Genomic DNA, 15,106 nt, shown 5'->3' with positions numbered 1-15,106 from the left:
TCTGGATCCTGCCTGCGGCCGGACGGCCGCAGGGATGGCGGTGCTGGCGTGCGTTTCAGCTCTTGCCGCGGCCGGTCAGCAGGTCGCGGGCGCGGTCTTCTTCGCGGTGCGGATCTTGCCGCCCAGGTCGTCCAGGGCTTCGGGTGTGCATGCCGAGGCGAGAAGGGGGAACAGCCGGTCCTCCTCGTCGCGCACGTGCTCGCTCACTTCCAGTTTCAGCTTCGCCACCAGGTGGTTGAACTGCGGGTCCTGCGCGTCGAGCCCTTCCAGGTCCTTGAGGTGCTGTTCGACTTCGGCGTGGTCGGTGAGTTCCTTGTCGGCGATCTCGTCCCCGCCCTCGACGTGCTTGCGCACCGCCGGGTAGAGGTGCATCTCCTCGGCGACCGAGTGACGCACCAGCTCGATGGTCAACTCGTCGGCCAGCTCCCGGCGCCGGGGGTCGCCGACCGGCTGGGCCTCGATCTGCGCGAACAACTCGTCGACTTCCCGGTGGTCGGTGGTGAGTTCCGCGATCACATTTCCGCCGTGTCCCATGTCGAAGAGTCCCTCCGCTCGTATGGCGCGAGCCGAAAGTTAGCTCACCGGTCCGCGACGAGTACCCCCGGGGGCTCTTCCACACGCGCTGCCGCACCCCCACACCGCTGCGCTCCCACGCAGGCGAGGCCGTACACCAGACCTGCGCCGAAGCATGGATCGCCGCCAACCTGACTGAATCCCGGCTGGGTCGTTTCACCTCCGACCCGCGCCCCAAACGACGGGACGACGACCACACCATCCGGTCGCGGATCAAGGGAATCATCCGGGAGACCGGCCGCGCCCCCTGGTCGTGGTCGACTACCTCCAGCTCATGCAGACCGGCCAGCGCAACGCCCGCCAGTCGCCCTACGAGCGGGTCACCGAGATCAGCCGCGAACTGAAGATCCTCGCCTCCGACACCGGGGCCGTGCTCATCGCCCTCGCCCAGCTCAACCGCGGGCCCGAGCAGCGGCAGGACAAGAGGCCGGCGGTGAGTGACCTGCGGGACTCCGGCGCCCTGGAGCAGGACGCCGACGCGATCACCCTGCTGCACCGCGAGGACTACTACGAGCCCGAGGCCGGCAGCACACCCGCCCGAAGCTTCTCGCATCAGACGCAGATTCTCAGTGTCCGATCCGGGCCTCCCGTTTGTCAGCCAAGCGCAACAGACCGCACCGGGCCCACGGCTACGGTCACGGTGGCCCACCAGTTCCACTACAGCCGCCTGCGAGACATGTCCGCCGCCGAAGAGCCCGCCCCCTGACCGCTCTGGACGCCGCTGTGCGGCCCGTTCCACCCGCTGTCGGGAGTTACCCCGGCGCGGGCGTGATCGCCGCACAGCGGCCCCCACGGCCGATCATGGAAAGGAGGCACCTGATGGGCATCGTTGGAGACGGCCTGGACCGCGTCGTGCAGCAGGCGTTCACCCGTCCCATCCCGAAGTCGGCCGGTGCGCAGATGCGGTACCTGGTCAAGCAGCTCAAGGGCACCCGCGCGGTGGCCGATGCGCTCGGCGTCTCGCAGCGCACCGTGGGGCGGTACGTGAAGGACCAGATCCGCCGGCCCCGCGCAGCGCCTTCGGGACGCGGTGCGCGCCCGCTGGCAACCCCGCATCCGCGCCCAAGCCCGGCGCCGGGCCGCCGCCAGCACCGGCCTGGTCGTCGACACCCGGGCCCGGTTCGGCTTCACCGCCGCGCCCGGCACCACCGACGACGCCCGCCTCCGCCATCTCACCCTCGCCCTGCCACCCCAGTACGCGGCCCGCCTCTTCGACGCCCAGGACGCCGGCGCCACCGAGCAGCAGCTGCGCGCCCTGGCGGCCGAAGCGCTCGGCGAGGTCTACTTCCGCAACGGGGCCGCCGCGCGACCGGCCTGGAGGTGCAGTTCACGGACGTCGAGCACGTGGAGTTCCGTTCGCGGCCGGCCAGAGGCAGGGGCGCGTTGCGCTGAGTCATGTGTGGCTTCTGATCAGGTGAACAGTGGTACCGCCATCCAGACCGCAACTCCGATCAAGGTGGCGGCGAACAAGCAGTCGATCCATCGCTTCGACCGCTCACTGCGGAACAGGGCGGTGAGCGCCCGGCCGCCGAGTGCCCAGACGATGAAGGCGACGAGGTTGTTCAGCGTGAACACGATCGTGATCACCAGCACCGTGGCGACGTCGTCGTTGGCGGGCGGCCTGAGAAACTGCGTGAACAACACCGCGATGATGTAGTATGCCTTGGGGTTCAGTAGCAGGACGATCGCGCCAGCCCAGAACCCGATCCACTGCTCCCCGGCCGATATGGCATCCGCCGTGGATCCTTCCTTCGCCCGAGCGGCACGAACGAACGTCACCGCCAGCCACAACACGTAGAGGCTCCCGACCGCGCTGAGCACCTTCGCGAACAAGGGATGCTCGAGGATGGTGACCCCCATCCCGATCCCGATCGCCGCGGTCACACCGAAGGTCGCGACGTGGTACCCGGCAAGGGTCGGCACGGCGGCGCGCAGCCCCTTCGACGCACCGATCGCCGCGAAGAACGCGTTTCCGGGGCCCGGGCTGTACGCAAGCGGGAACAAGAAGATCAGGAGCGCGATGAGCGTGTCCGCGCTTATCGCCGGCGTCGGGGGAGTCGTGAAGATCATATGCCGAGTCTTCAAAGCAGCCGCCGCTCGTACTGGCGGAAATCGGTCATCACGATGCAGCCGAACAACGTCCACCACCTACCGTGCACAACGTGTCGGGGAAGAACGCCTAGCACGGTGCAACCCGAACGGCGTTGGCACCTATAGACGTCGACAGGTGTGGGTTCCCGCGCGAGCGCTTCTCAGAATCTGCGAACCCATGCGCTTCAGGCTGTGGAGGGGGCAAGCGCTGCGGCCAGTTCCCTGAGGGCCAGGTCCACGTCGGCGTCGGAGGTCCGCCAGTTGCTGAAGGCGGCGCGGATGCATGGGACCCCGTGCAGAACCGAGGGCGTCATGAATACCTTTCCACGGTCGTTGAGGTCGGCCAGGACCAGGGCCGGATCTCGGTCAGTGGTGAAGCAGGCGACGTTGAGCTGGACGGGTGCCAGCAGCCGAGCACCGTCGAGGCGTTCGATGCCTGTACCGAAGCGTCGCGCGTTGTCGATGTTGTTGCTGAAGATCTAAAAGGTGGGCATTACCGCAGGTCAGACGCATGCTGGGTGAGCCCCGGGTCAGCACGCAGCCAGCATGTGGCGAGTCGGAGGTCTCCGCCTTGCCGACCGCGGGGCGCGTCGGCAGGACCGGGTTCGCTGGTTCGCCCGTCCTTCGGAAGGCGTCGCTCCCTGGCTCGCCGGCTCGCCCGCGGCATGGGCTTCTTTTTCCAGCCCTGTGACTGTTTTAGGCCCAGCCGGTGCCCGCACGCCTACACCATCCGGTTTCGCGACGCCCGGGGAAAGACAGCGGGAGGAGACCGGGTATCGGACCCAGGACTCGGCGGTCGAACGGCTGACGGAGCTGTACGCCGACCGGAAGAAGACGTCTCCCTCGGCGGCGGAGGCGCGACGGGAACTGGGGCAGCAGACGATAGAGGAGTACGCCCAGACGTGGTTGCCTAAGGGCTCGCAGAGAATCAACATGCTGATTTGACCTCCGTAGGGCTGCTGTTCGCGAGGAACGCGGTGACGTCAGCGGGCGTCCGGCACCTGGCTGTCGAGGGTGGAATCGTGTAGCCGTGCTCGGCCAGGAGGGGCTGGACTTGGCGAACGGCCCTGGTGAGGGTGCTGCCGCTGACTCCGAAGAGCTGGGCGAGCAGGTCTCGGGTGCCGAGTCTGCGCAGGTAGAGCACGGTGGCCAGGACCCTGTCGACGGCGGTCAGCTTGTCCTTGGCCACTGCGCCGCGAGCACGGATACGTTCGCTTCCTCGCTGCTGGATCCGTCCTTGCTCGCCTAACTCATCGAGTCTCGATGTCAGTTGGTCGACGAGCTTGTCCAGTGCTGGTTCGGGCATGCCGGTCAGCTCCGGGGTGCGCAGACACCCAGTGCAGGGCTGCCGGGACGGGCCGCCGGCTGACCGCGGGCTCTTGACTGCGCTGGTGGTGTCGCGAGGTTGAGGGTGGGGGGTGTAGTTCCAGTCGTCGTGGAAGCGGTGCCGGTGCATGGGCAGAGCGTCGATCTCGGCGTCGGTGACCTTCACTCCGGTGTCGTAGGTGCCGGTATCAAGTTCGGCATGGACTTTCAGTCCGGTGCGGGAGGTGGTCGCGGTGATGCTCTGCACCATCACTTCATGGCTGGTCAGCGGCCTGCGGCGCCAGTTCATGGAGATGTGGGAGAACAACCGGTGCTCCACCTGGTTCCACTTCGACGTCCCGGGCCAATGCCGTTGTTTGAAGGTTCATTGAGTTGGTAGTGACGGACTGAACGTCGCGCCGTTATGCGGGGTGTGCATCCGTGGAGCGGGGTATCTGAGCGAGTGCGGCTGGGCTTGATCACACAGTGGGTGACGCCCGAGTTGCTGGACGAGGTCCTGTCGGAGTGTCGCAAACGGGACCGTCGGCCGGGAGCGTTGCCGGCGGGGTTCATGGTCTACTTCACACTCGCGCTTGCGCTCTTCCACCAGGACTCCTACGACGATGTGGCAGAACAACTGGTAGGTGGAATACAGGAGTTGAGCGAGTACATCCCGCACAAGGCGTCTTTCACCCGGGCTCGGGAGCGCCTGGGACCGGAGGTTGTCGAGCGGATCTTCCACCGCCTGGCCGGTCCGCGGGCCCCTGCGGGGCTGGCCGGGGCCTTCTACCGGGGGATGCGTCTCGCTGCGGTCGACGGGTTCCTGCTTGACGTGCCGGACAACGAGGCCAACCGACTCGCCTTCGGCGGCCCGAAAGACTCCAGCGGGAAACCGGGCGGGTTTCCGCAGGTGAGAGTTGTGACGCTGACCGAGACCGGCACGCACTCTTCCATCGACGCCCGGGTGGGTGGCTACAACAGCGGTGAACGCGACCCAGCCGTGGCAATGGCCGCCTCGGCCTCCGGGATGCTCGTGATCATGGACCGGGGGTTCCCCGGGGTGGAGTTATGGAAGGCGTATACCGGCGCCGGTGCCCACCTGCTGCTGCGGGCCCGCTCGTGTGTGGCACGCCGCCCGGTACGCCACCTGCCCGACGGCACCTATCTGGCGCGCATCAACCTCGCGGGGCAGAAGGGTGCCCATCCGGGCGGTGTGCTGGTGCGCGTGATCGAGTACCGCGTCGACGGGGGCGAAGTGATCAGGCTGCTGACCGACCTCTTCGATCACGACGCCTACCCAGCAAGGGAGTTGGCGGTCTTGTATCACGAAAGATGGGAGGTGGAATCGGCCTATCGGCAGATCAAGACCTTCCAGCGGGGCCGGCAGGAAGTTCTGCGATCCACCGACCCGCAGCTGGTGCGCCAGGAAGTGTGGGCGCACCTGGTCGTGCACCACTGCCTGACCGGCATCATCATGCAACTTGCCGACAGCAACGGCGTCGACCCGGACCGCATCTCGTTCGTCAAGGTCCTCAAGCACACCCGACGCAGCGTGTTCCGCCAGCTCGCCGACACCCCGCCGAAGATCCGCAGGTTCCTGATCGCGCTGGCGGCGAAGGTCCGCCGGAAACTCGACAGCGGCACCCGCCGACTGCGAGAGGCAGACCGCTTCCTGAAACGGCCCAACTCGCTGTACTCCTACCGACCGAAGGACAAACCGAAAGCCCTACCACGCCACGTACCCGCCAGGACCATCACACTGCAGGCGACGATAGTTCAGTAGTCAAACAACGGCATTGCGTCCCGGGCGGCAGGTGACAGACGGCGATGTCCAGGCCCGTCTCGGCAGCCAGGGCGGCGAGGTCACTCTTCCAGGCGCGGGTGCGGTAGCCGTTGGAGCCACCGGCGTCGGCGGTGATCAGCAGTCGTGCCGACCGCGGGAGTGCCACCAGCGGCGGATTGATTCCACGGCGAAGGCCGCGGTGTCGTGGTCGCACCCGACGCTGACTCAGCCGGTGTCCGCGGCGATGTCGTAGATCCCGTACGGGATCGCCTTGCCCGGCCCCCGCCGGTCCAGGAAGTCGTGCGTTTTGACCTTCACCGGCTCGCCGGCAGGCCGCCACTCGCGCCCGGCGTTCTTGTACTGCCCGACCAGCTCCTTTTCTTGGTGTCCACGCTGATCACCGGGCCCCCGGCGTCCCGGTGGTCGCGGGCTTGTTCGTTGATGTAACGGAACTGCGCGTCGCGGACCGGGTACTGCGTGCCCTCGAGCGTCTTGGCGGTCGGCCTGCAGGCTGAAGCCCTCCTCGCGCAGCAGGTCACCGACGGTGTCCGCACAGACGTGGTGGCCTTGCCGGGTGAGTTCGGCGGCGAGTTTGCGTGTCGACTTCGTCGTCCAGCGCAGCGGCGACATCGGATCCCCGCGCATGTCCGGCTCCACCAGCGCCAACAGTGCCGGGCGCAGCCCCGGACCCACCTCGGCGGCCCTCTTGCGGCCGCCGCCGGGGTGACGGACCCGACCCAGCGGCTCCGCCCCCGCTTCCAGCTCGTCGACGCGGTTGCGGACGGTGGTCTCGCTGGCCTCGGCCGCCCGCGCGACGGCCCGGTTCCCGCCGTGTCCCAGGATCCGGGCTTCGGCTCCCATCAGTAGACGGCGTCGGCGCTCGTCCAGGTGCGGGAACAACACCTCGAACTTCACGGCGAGTTGGTCACGGATCGATTCGGAGACGCGCATACCACATCAACGAGCCACAAGACCGAAAGCAACACGTTGATTTTCTGCGAGCCCTTACATACACGCCGACCTTGCTCTCAAGGAACAGGCACTCGCACGAACCGCACCGCTGGACACCGCACCGGGACGCCACCGCCCATCCGACACCGTCATGGCGTTCCTCGAAGCACTGTGACTATGCCGACCTGCTGTCCGTGAACGCCGCTGCCAGCACCGGCACCGGACAGCAGGTCGGCATAACCCGCACGTCTTCATAAGGCGCGATGCACACCCAGACCAATCACGCCGAGCAGATCACCGCCCGGGGTGCCCACTACATCCTCGTCGTCAAGGGCAACCAGAAAAAAGCTTCGCCGCCGGCTACGGCGACTGCCCTGGCGTGAGGTCCCGATTCAGCACCGCACCTGCGAACGGGCGCACGGGCGAGGCGAGATACGTCGCCTCAAAGTCTGCACCGTCCAGCCGGGCCTGCTCTTTCCGCACGTCGTCCAGGCCATCGAGGTCAAGCGCCGTCGCACGAACCGCACGACCGGGAAGACCATCATCAAGATGATCTACGCGGTCATCAGCCTCGCCCCTGAGCAGGCCACCGCGTCCCAGCTCGCCGAACTGATCCGTGAGCACTGGCAGGTCGAGGCCCTGCACCACGTGCGGGACGTGACCTTCGCCGAGGACGCCTCCCGGGTCCGCACCGGAACCGCGCCCCGCGCGATGGCGACCTTCCGCAACCTCGCCATCGGCTTCATCCGCCAGGCCGGCTGGACGAACACCGCCGTCGCCACCGACCACTACCGGTCACGGATCGACCACGCACTCCAACTACTCGATCTTGAAAGCCGAGGACGCATTAGCCCTGCCTGCGGTCATGCGTGCTGCAGCATGGGCTCCGTCTCGTTCGGGTCCGTGGCGATGAAGTCCGAGATGGTGCCGGAATTGATGAGCAGCGTGCCGTCCGGCAGGCGTTTTACCAGCCCGCGCACGTTGAAGTTCTTGAGGAAGAATCCGATGCGCGACCGGGTCGTACCGACCATGGCGGCGAGTTCGTCGTGGGTGATCCGGGCGTCGATGTGCTGCCACTGGGATTTCTGCCCGGCGAATCGGTCGGAGAGATGGAGCAGGATCGCGGCGAGGCGGTATTCGCATTTCATGGTGACCAGATGCTTGATCGTGCTTTCCCGCTGCCGTATCCGCTGGGCCAGATGATGGCTCCAGCTCTGGAAGAGATCGGGATCGCTGCGCAGGATGCGGACGAAATCCCGTCGGTTGATACGGAGCACCCGGCTGTCCAGCATGGCCGTGGCGGATTCCTCGTGGACGGACGGCAGAAGGGAAAGGGCTCCTAATATGTCACCGCGGCGACATATGTCGAGAATACACTCCTTTCCACTGTGAGCACTGGTGGTGAGTTTGATGCCGCCCTGGATGATGAGGAAGAGGTCGTCGATGCTTTCGCCGCACGTGTACAGGTTGTACCCACGCTCCAGATTGATGGGTGTCAACGAGATCTTGCGGTTCTCCACGACTTGAAGCAGGTGTGAATAAAGGGCAGACTTGCCGAGTTGAACGTGCTGCACCGAAACCCCTCCCCGTTGTTCATGCCAGGTGTGTGACGGCAGGTGTGGCAGGGGCCCGGATGTGCCGGGCCCCGACCACGGATCGTCACGGATAAATCAACTCGCGGTTCGCCATCATGGTGACGAACTTCTCAATCCGCTTGGCGCGTGTCTCGGGTTTTTTGGCGCTCTGCACGCGATACAGGATCGCGTACCGGTTCTTGCTGTTCAGGGTGACGAAGAATTCCGCCGCCTCGGGGACTTCCAGAAGGGCCTCCTGCAGGTCGTCCGGGACGGTCATCTTGCTCTGCGAGGCGTAGGCCGCCTCCCACCGCCCGTCGGCCTTGGCGGCATCGATCTCCCGTTGGCCCGCCGGCCGGACCCGGCCTTCCGCGGCCAGTCGTTCGGCCCGCTCCCGGTTCACCTGGGACCAGGGGCTCTTCTTGGACCGCGGCGTGAAACGCTGCTGCCAGTACAGGTCGTCGACCTTGTCGCGCTGACTGTCGATCCACCCGAAGCAGACGGCGACGTCGAGGGCTTCGGTGTAGGTGATGCTCGGAAGGCCGCTGGCCTTCTTCGCGATCTTCACCCACACCCCGGCTGCGCTCTCGTGGTTCTCCTCCAGCCACTGCTCCCAGTGGACTTGATCCTCGAAAGTGATGGTTGGTTCGCTCATGCATTGATCCAATCAGAACGAGGTGGGATGCGGATTCTCTTCGCAAGGCCGGGGAGTCCGCACCCGTACCAGGACGTCCTGCTCCCGCGCGTGACCGGCGCCGCCCTGGACCGCGACGGCGAGGAACCCGCCGTCCCGCACCGCCCATTGCCGGAAGGTGTACCAGGCGTGCTCGGGTCCCGCGCCGAGCGAACGCAGCCGGGGCCTGCCGGTCCCGACGTCGAACTCGCAGGCTGTCATGGGGAATCGCATCCCGCTCCCGATCGCCTTGAGGTACGCCTCCTTCACGGTCCAGTAGCGGAAGAACAGTTCGTGGCGCTGCCCCGCGGGGGCCGCGTCGAACTCCCGCTGCTCGCGCGGGGACAACACGGACCGGGTCAGCCGGTGCAGCGGCAGCACCCGGCGAGGCCGCTCCACGTCCACACCGCACCGCACGTCCCGCGTGACCACACACGCCACCGTCCCGTCCGTGTGCGACAGGTTGAACCGCAGGGAGCGGCACCAGTCGGGGGCATGCACCTCGGGGCGGCCGAGACTGGAGCGCCGGAACCGCCACTCGTCCGGACCGACCCGGGGCTCGACCTCGCTGAGGGCATGGCGCACCAGCCCCCAGGCCGCGGTGAACAGGGACCGGTCCGACGGGCGGCGCAACGTTTCTCCGCGCTGCCGCTCGGCGTCGCACAGGGCCCACTCGACATCCGCCGGACGCAGACCGCCGCCGGCCCCCGCCTCCTCGGCCACCGTCCGGCACCACACGTGTGCCACCCACCGGCTGTCTCGCATCGTCTGAGCACCCCCCTCGCAGGCACATCCGAACACGGGACGAGCCGCCTGCAAACCCCCTGGATGCGCCATACGGAGATCTGCCTGCCCCGCGGAACGGAACCTTCTGTTTCCGGACATCCGACCTGCGCCAGTGTCATGGCCGACAGGCCCCCCGACTGCGCAATAGTGTGCAGCCGCCTCCCGGCCGCCCCCGGCATGATCGACCCCCGGTCAGACGGACGCCGGTGCGTTCCGGCAGACGGGAGAGCCGCATGGGCGTGGGAATCAGAGCCCTCCACCCGTACGTGGGACGGATCTGCGTCGACATCAGGAACCTGTACGAGGCGCGGGGCCACGACATGAGCCGCTTCGGCAACCTCATGATGCGCCGCAAATCGGTCAACATGTCGTTCGAGGACGCGGTGACCAACGCCGTCAACGCCGCCCTCCCACTGATCCGCCGCCTCACCTCCGCCGAACGCGACCGCATCGAGGCGGTCGTGGTCGCGACCGAGTCCGGCGTCGACCTCGGCAAGTCCATCAGCACCTATGTGCACCGCTACCTCGAACTGGGCCCGCGCTGCCGCTCCTTCGAGGTCAAACAGGCCTGCTACGGAGGCACCGCCGCCCTGCACACCGCAGCGGGCATGGTGCACGCCAGCCCGTACGACGACGCGCTCGCGCTGGTCGTCGCCGCCGACGCCGCCGGGGTCCCCGCACTCGGCGAGCAGTGGGAGGGGGCCGAGGGAGCGGGCGCCGTCGCCATGCTCGTCGGCCGGGACGCCACCACCCTGGAACTCGACCTCGGCGCCAGCGGCTGCCACACCTTCGAGGTCATGGACACCTTCCGCCCCGGCCCCGGTGTCGACATCGTCAACCAGGACGTATCCATGCTCGCCTACCTGGAATGCCTGCAGCACTCCTTCGAGGCCTACCGCGCCCGCGTCGACGGTGCCGACATCGTCGACGGATTCGGCTATCTCGCCTTCCACACCCCGTTCGTCGGCATGGTGCGCGGCGCCCACCGGCGACTGCTGCGCCAGCAGCGTCAGGCCGGCCGCGACGAGGTCGACGCCGACTACGAGCGCCGGGTACGCCCCTCCATGGAGTACGGCGCCGAGGTCGGCAACATCTTCTCCGCCTCGCTCTACCTCGCGCTGTGCTCGCTGATCCGGCACGGCGACTTCCGGGAACCCCGCCGCATCGGCCTGTTCTCCTACGGATCCGGCTGCGCCTCGGAGTTCTTCAGCGGCGTCGTCCATCCCCGGGCGGTCCACGACCTCGCCTCGCTCGGCGTGGAGGAAGCCCTGGCCGCCCGTCGCCCGCTGACCGTCGCCCAGTACGACACCGTCGCGGCCGACGGCGACCGGGCGCAGTTCGGGGTCCGCGACGCCCACTTCGACCTGGACTCCTACGGCGAGCTAGGCAAGGAATTCACCGGCCGCGGCCTGCTGGTGCTGGAACGCATCGACGGCTATCACCGCCAGTACAGGTGGACCTGATGACCACACACACCACCGGCCCCGCCGTCCTCACGGACCGGGACGGGCCCGTCGCCCGCCTCGTCATCAACCGGCCGCACCGGCGGAACAGCCTCACCGCCGCCGACGTCGGCCTGCTGCGGGACGCCCTGGAAGCGGCGGCGGCCGACCCGCGGACCCGCGCCGTCGTCATAGAGGGCACGGGCGGCACCCTCTGCTCGGGCATGGACCTCGCCGAGATCTCCGCCGACGAGGAGTCCAAGGGCGGCAGCGACTTCTTCGACCTGCTGCGCCGCATCACCGAGATACCGGTGACCGTGCTCGCCGCCGTCGACGGCCAGGTGCTCGGCGGCGGTGTCGGCCTCGCCGCCGCCTGCGACCTGGTGGTCGCCACCGAGCGCAGCACCTTCGCCCTGCCCGAGGCCCTGTGGGGGCTGCTGCCCTGCAACATCCTGCCGTTCCTCATGCGCAGGGTCGGCTTCCAGCGGGCGTACGCCATGACCCTGTCCACCGCGACCGTCACCGCGCCCGACGCGCGGTCCTTCGGCCTGGTCGACGAGCTGGAGGGCGCCCACGGACAACAGCGGCGCAGACTGCTCGGCCGCGTCACCAAGATCGACCGGCCCACGGTCGCCGAGGCCAAGGCGTACTGCGCGAGCCTCGCCCCCCTGCCCGACACCGCGCGCGACCACGCGGGTGAGGTGTTCGCACGGCTGCTCGACTCACCCGTCGTCCGCACCAGGATCGACAACTTCGTACGCCACCAGCGGATGCCGTGGGAGGTGTAGAAGCGTGCTGACGGCGCTCGCCTTCCCCGGGCAGGGCGCGCTGCGCGGGCGGACGGGCGCCGATCTCCTCGACCGGTACCCGGACCGGGCCGCGCAGGCTGAGGACATCCTCGGTCACGCCCTGCGGCCCGTGCTCACCGCAGAACCCGGAACGCCCTGGCGGCACCTGACCCGGACTCAGCCTACGCTGTTCGTCCTCACCCGCCTCGCCGCGCTCGACGAGCCCGAACCCGCCTACCTGGCCGGGCACAGCATGGGCGAGCTGACCGCGCTCTGTCACGCCGGCAGCATCGACTTCGCCACCGGACTCCGGCTCGTCCTCCTGCGCGCACAACTGATCTCCGCGTGCCCCGTCCCCGGCGGCATGCTGGCGGTCACCGGCATCGGAGCCGAGGCACTGACGGCCGTCATGGCCGCCGAGGGCTTCACCGACCTCGACATCGCCAACCTCAACGCCCCCGACCAGACCGTCCTGGCCGGCCCGGCCGACTCGCTGCGCGCACTCGCCGCCGTCGTACGCCGGAGCGGCGTCGGCAAGGCGACCCTGATCGACGCCCCCAATCCCGGCCACTCCCGGTACATGGCGGGCGCGGCCGCCGGGTTCGCCGAGGCGCTGGCCCAGGTGCCCTTCCGGGCCCCCCGCATCCCGGTCGTCTCCAACGTGACCGCCCGGCCGCACCGCCCGGAACGGCTCGCCGAACTGCTGGCCCAGCACCTGTACCGGCCCGTCCGCTGGTCCGACAGCATGGCGTACCTGAGTGCGGCCGGGGTCACGCGGCTGCGTCAGGCCGGGTCCGGCGGCCTGCTGCCCAAGCTGTGGACGGCCTGTACGGCGCCGGACGTCACCGTCGGGCCCGGCGGTGACGCTCAGGAGTGAGCGGGGCCCGCACCCTCAGGCCGCTAGCTTCGGCTCCGGACACCGGCCGTCGGACGACAGGGATGAACGTGGTGCACGACGCGAAGGTTCAGATGGTCCTCCTCTCGGCGGCGGACGAGGAGCGGCTCGTGCGCCTCGCCCGGCTCTACCGGGATCTCCTCGACGACACGCAAGGGACCGGGCGGGCCCCCGCTCTCCCCGACCTCGCCTTCACCACCCAGACCGGGCGGGTGCCGCTGGGCCACCGGCTCGCCGTCCTGTGCCGCACCCTCGCGGAGCTGCGCACCGCCCTGGACGACGTGGCCCACGGCCGCCCGTCGGCCGCGGCCCGCCGCTCGGTCGTCGGCCACCTCGCCTCCCCGCACACCGCCGAACCGACGGCCGTGTCCGACCCGCAGGAGGCACTGGCCGTGTGGCTGTCGGGCGGGTACGTGGACTGGCGCGGGCTGTGGCCCACACCGGGGCGGCGGGTGACGCTGCCCGTCTATCCGTTCGACGACCTGGACGACCTCGGCGACCTCGGGGACCCCGACGGTCTTGGCGGGTTTGCGTCGGAGGCGTACGAGGCGCCGGGCGCGGACGGCGCCTCGTACGCGCCCGAGGCGCCGGAAACGGCGCGCGGCCCCGCACCCGCCGACGGCGGCTGGGCGACCGAGTACCTGCGCCGGGTGTTCGCCGAGACCGCCGGACTCGCCGTCGAGGACGTCCTTCCCGATGTCCCGCTGGAGGACTTCGGGCTCAGCTCCTTCCTCATCACCCGGCTCAACTCCCGGCTGGAGGAGGACCTGGGGGAGCGGAGCCGCACCCTCTTCTTCCAGCACGGCACCCTCGCCGACATCGCCGAGGCACTGGCCGCCCGGCACCTCGCACCGGTCACGGCGACCGACCCCGGCCCGGGGAAGACCGCGCCCGCGCCCCCGCCGGTACGCACCCCGGCCGCCGCACCCGCCGTCCCGGCACGCGACGGCGCCGAGCCCCTGGCCGTCGTCGGGATCGCGGGCCGCTTCCCCGGCGCCGCCTCCCTGCCGGAGTTCTGGGACCTGCTGCGGACCGGGACCTGCACGGTCGGCCCGGTCCCGGAGGACCGGCTGCGGCCGGGCTGGCCCGCCTCCCTCATGCACGGTGCTTACCTCGCCGACGTGGACCGCTTCGACCCGCTGCTCCTCGGCATCACCCCCCGGCACGCCGAACTCATGGATCCGCAGGAACGGTTGTGCCTGGAGGTGGTCTGGGAGGCCCTCGACGACGCCGGGTACCCGGCCCGGCGGCTGCGCGCCGCGCACGACTCCAGGGTCGGTGTCTACGTCGGCTCCATGTACAACGAGTACCCCTACTTCGGGGTGGAGCAGAGCCTGCTCGGCCCGGCCGCCGACAGCGGCTCCACGGTCGCCGGGATCGCCAACCGGGTGTCGTACGCCTTCGACCTGCACGGGCCCAGCATGACCGTGGACACCATGTGCTCCGCGTCGCTGGTCGCTCTGCACCTCGCGGCCCGCGCCCTGCGGGCGGGCGAGTGCGAGGCCGCCGTGGTCGCCGCGACCAACCTGTCGCTGCATCCCAACAAGTTCCGCCAGATCGACCGGCTGGGCGGCGCCTCCGGCGACCACCTGTGCCGCAGCTTCGGCCGCGGCGGCGACGGCATGGTGCCCGCCGAGGCCGTCTGCGCCCTCCTCCTCAAACCGCTGTCCGCCGCCGAGGCCGCCGGTGACCGGGTCCACGCCCTCGTGTCCGGCACCGCCGTCATCAACGCGGGGCGCACCAACGGCTGGATCGTGCCGAGCCCCACCGCCCAGGCCGAGGTGGTCCGCCAGGCGCTGGACGACGCCGGTCTGGACCCGTCGGACATCGGCTACCTGGAGGCGCACGGTGCCGGAACGGCGCTCGGCGACCCCATCGAGGCCGACGGTCTGCACCAGATCTTCGGAGACGCCCGCGGCCACGCCACCCTGCCGATCGGTTCGGTGAAGTCCAACATCGGCCACGCCGAGGCGTCGGCCGGCCTGGCCGGAATGGCCAAGGTGGTGCTGCAGTTCGCCCACCGCACGCTCGTACCGTCCCTGCACGCCGACGAACTCAACCCGGACATCGACTGGGACCACTCCCCACTGCGCGTCCAACGCTCGCTCCAGCCCTGGGACATGCCCGGCGACGCGCCCCGCCGGGCCGGGGTCAGCTCCTTTGGCGCGGGCGGCACCCTCGCGCACGCCGTCCTCGAGGAACCGCCCGCCCACTTGGCTCCCGACGCCCCCGCGGAACCCACGCC

General features: G+C 69.2%; 12 protein-coding genes and 5 pseudogenes. 8 read left to right on the top strand and 9 right to left on the bottom strand.

The features are described 5' to 3' along the window. Window positions 1–87 precede the first annotated feature (87 nt). A pseudogene (locus AOK11_RS25875) lies at window positions 88–534 on the bottom strand (hemerythrin domain-containing protein); the annotation flags it as partial. A 292-nt stretch (window positions 535–826) separates the two neighbouring features. On the opposite strand from AOK11_RS25875, the gene AOK11_RS25870 reads away from it, so the two are divergent. Both AOK11_RS25870 and tpg read left to right on the top strand, forming a co-directional pair. Next, complete coding sequence (locus AOK11_RS25870) at window positions 827–1,279, top strand: DnaB-like helicase C-terminal domain-containing protein (protein ID WP_055596129.1); 453 nt, start codon at window positions 827–829, stop codon at window positions 1,277–1,279. Window positions 1,280–1,392: 113 nt separating this feature from the next. Further along, window positions 1,393–1,965, top strand: a pseudogene (gene tpg, locus AOK11_RS45380) (telomere-protecting terminal protein Tpg). An 18-nt stretch (window positions 1,966–1,983) separates the two neighbouring features. Here tpg and AOK11_RS25865 read toward each other — a convergent pair. The 3 genes and pseudogenes from AOK11_RS25865 to AOK11_RS25860 all read right to left on the bottom strand — a co-directional run. Continuing rightward, a complete protein-coding gene (locus AOK11_RS25865; RefSeq protein WP_055596128.1) occupies window positions 1,984–2,643 on the bottom strand; it encodes a LysE family translocator in 660 nt (219 codons plus the stop codon). 206 nt (window positions 2,644–2,849) lie between these two features. Then, window positions 2,850–2,978, bottom strand: coding sequence for a hypothetical protein (locus tag AOK11_RS46250; RefSeq protein ID WP_276204844.1), 129 nt, complete (start codon window positions 2,976–2,978; stop codon window positions 2,850–2,852). 614 nt (window positions 2,979–3,592) lie between these two features. Continuing rightward, window positions 3,593–4,333 (bottom strand): annotated as a pseudogene (locus tag AOK11_RS25860) (helix-turn-helix domain-containing protein); the annotation flags it as partial. A gap of 60 nt (window positions 4,334–4,393) precedes the next feature. Between AOK11_RS25860 and AOK11_RS25855 the strand changes: the two are divergent. After that, window positions 4,394–5,752 (top strand): IS4 family transposase, encoded by a 1,359-nt coding sequence (locus AOK11_RS25855; RefSeq protein WP_079035083.1) that lies wholly within the window; start codon window positions 4,394–4,396, stop codon window positions 5,750–5,752. Here the strand turns inward: AOK11_RS25855 and AOK11_RS46245 are convergent. Both AOK11_RS46245 and AOK11_RS25850 read right to left on the bottom strand, forming a co-directional pair. Next, window positions 5,724–5,918 carry an ISAzo13-like element transposase-related protein gene (locus AOK11_RS46245; protein ID WP_338058949.1) on the bottom strand — a complete coding sequence of 65 codons (195 nt, stop codon included), beginning with the start codon at window positions 5,916–5,918 and terminating at the stop codon, window positions 5,724–5,726. The two genes, AOK11_RS25855 and AOK11_RS46245, sit on opposite strands and share 29 nt — an antisense overlap. After that, a pseudogene (locus AOK11_RS25850) lies at window positions 5,888–6,613 on the bottom strand (ISAzo13 family transposase). Before AOK11_RS25850 ends, AOK11_RS46245 begins: the two are co-directional and overlap by 31 nt. A 459-nt stretch (window positions 6,614–7,072) precedes the next feature. On the opposite strand from AOK11_RS25850, the pseudogene AOK11_RS45375 reads away from it, so the two are divergent. Beyond that, window positions 7,073–7,384: pseudogene (locus AOK11_RS45375) on the top strand (ISAs1 family transposase); the annotation flags it as partial. Between the two features lie 182 nt (window positions 7,385–7,566). Here the strand turns inward: AOK11_RS45375 and AOK11_RS40580 are convergent. The 3 genes from AOK11_RS40580 to AOK11_RS25830 form a co-directional block, all read right to left on the bottom strand. After that, window positions 7,567–8,277 carry a Crp/Fnr family transcriptional regulator gene (locus AOK11_RS40580; RefSeq protein ID WP_079035082.1) on the bottom strand — a complete coding sequence of 237 codons (711 nt, stop codon included), beginning with the start codon at window positions 8,275–8,277 and terminating at the stop codon, window positions 7,567–7,569. Window positions 8,278–8,362: 85 nt separating this feature from the next. Further along, window positions 8,363–8,932: a YdeI/OmpD-associated family protein gene (locus AOK11_RS25835; RefSeq protein ID WP_055596124.1), complete on the bottom strand. Its 570-nt coding sequence runs from the start codon at window positions 8,930–8,932 to the stop codon at window positions 8,363–8,365. A 12-nt stretch (window positions 8,933–8,944) separates the two neighbouring features. Beyond that, window positions 8,945–9,715, bottom strand: coding sequence for a 4'-phosphopantetheinyl transferase family protein (locus tag AOK11_RS25830; RefSeq protein WP_157869447.1), 771 nt, complete (start codon window positions 9,713–9,715; stop codon window positions 8,945–8,947). Window positions 9,716–9,969: 254 nt separating this feature from the next. Here AOK11_RS25830 and AOK11_RS25825 point away from each other — a divergent pair, with 254 nt between their 5' ends. The 4 genes from AOK11_RS25825 to AOK11_RS25810 all read left to right on the top strand — a co-directional run. Next, window positions 9,970–11,199 (top strand): hydroxymethylglutaryl-CoA synthase family protein, encoded by a 1,230-nt coding sequence (locus AOK11_RS25825; protein WP_055596122.1) that lies wholly within the window; start codon window positions 9,970–9,972, stop codon window positions 11,197–11,199. After that, window positions 11,199–11,966, top strand: coding sequence for an enoyl-CoA hydratase/isomerase family protein (locus tag AOK11_RS25820; protein ID WP_063793524.1), 768 nt, complete (start codon window positions 11,199–11,201; stop codon window positions 11,964–11,966). The genes AOK11_RS25825 and AOK11_RS25820 overlap by 1 nt, the downstream gene beginning before the upstream one ends. 4 nt (window positions 11,967–11,970) lie before the next feature. Continuing rightward, window positions 11,971–12,843, top strand: a complete 873-nt coding sequence (locus AOK11_RS25815) for an ACP S-malonyltransferase (RefSeq protein WP_055596120.1) — start codon at window positions 11,971–11,973, stop codon at window positions 12,841–12,843. Window positions 12,844–12,905: 62 nt separating this feature from the next. After that, window positions 12,906–15,106 (top strand): beta-ketoacyl synthase N-terminal-like domain-containing protein (locus tag AOK11_RS25810; RefSeq protein WP_240497488.1); only part of this gene is annotated, 2,201 nt, incomplete at its 3' end.

The organism is Streptomyces hirsutus (genome assembly GCF_001418415.1).
Taxonomy (GTDB): Bacteria; Actinomycetota; Actinomycetes; order Streptomycetales; family Streptomycetaceae; genus Streptomyces; species Streptomyces hirsutus.
Note: the sequence above shows the minus strand (reverse complement) of the source record. Positions and strands in the feature narration are given on the sequence as shown.

Coding starts and splice junctions, on each gene's coding strand:
- AOK11_RS46250 (WP_276204844.1), bottom strand. CDS start 2,978: ATGACGCCCTCGGTTCTGCACGGGGTCCCATGCATCCGCGCCGCCTTC.
- AOK11_RS25865 (WP_055596128.1), bottom strand. CDS start 2,643: ATGATCTTCACGACTCCCCCGACGCCGGCGATAAGCGCGGACACGCTC.
- AOK11_RS25855 (WP_079035083.1), top strand. CDS start 4,394: ATGCGGGGTGTGCATCCGTGGAGCGGGGTATCTGAGCGAGTGCGGCTG.
- AOK11_RS25825 (WP_055596122.1), top strand. CDS start 9,970: ATGGGCGTGGGAATCAGAGCCCTCCACCCGTACGTGGGACGGATCTGC.
- AOK11_RS25820 (WP_063793524.1), top strand. CDS start 11,199: ATGACCACACACACCACCGGCCCCGCCGTCCTCACGGACCGGGACGGG.
- AOK11_RS25830 (WP_157869447.1), bottom strand. CDS start 9,715: ATGCGAGACAGCCGGTGGGTGGCACACGTGTGGTGCCGGACGGTGGCC.
- AOK11_RS25835 (WP_055596124.1), bottom strand. CDS start 8,932: ATGAGCGAACCAACCATCACTTTCGAGGATCAAGTCCACTGGGAGCAG.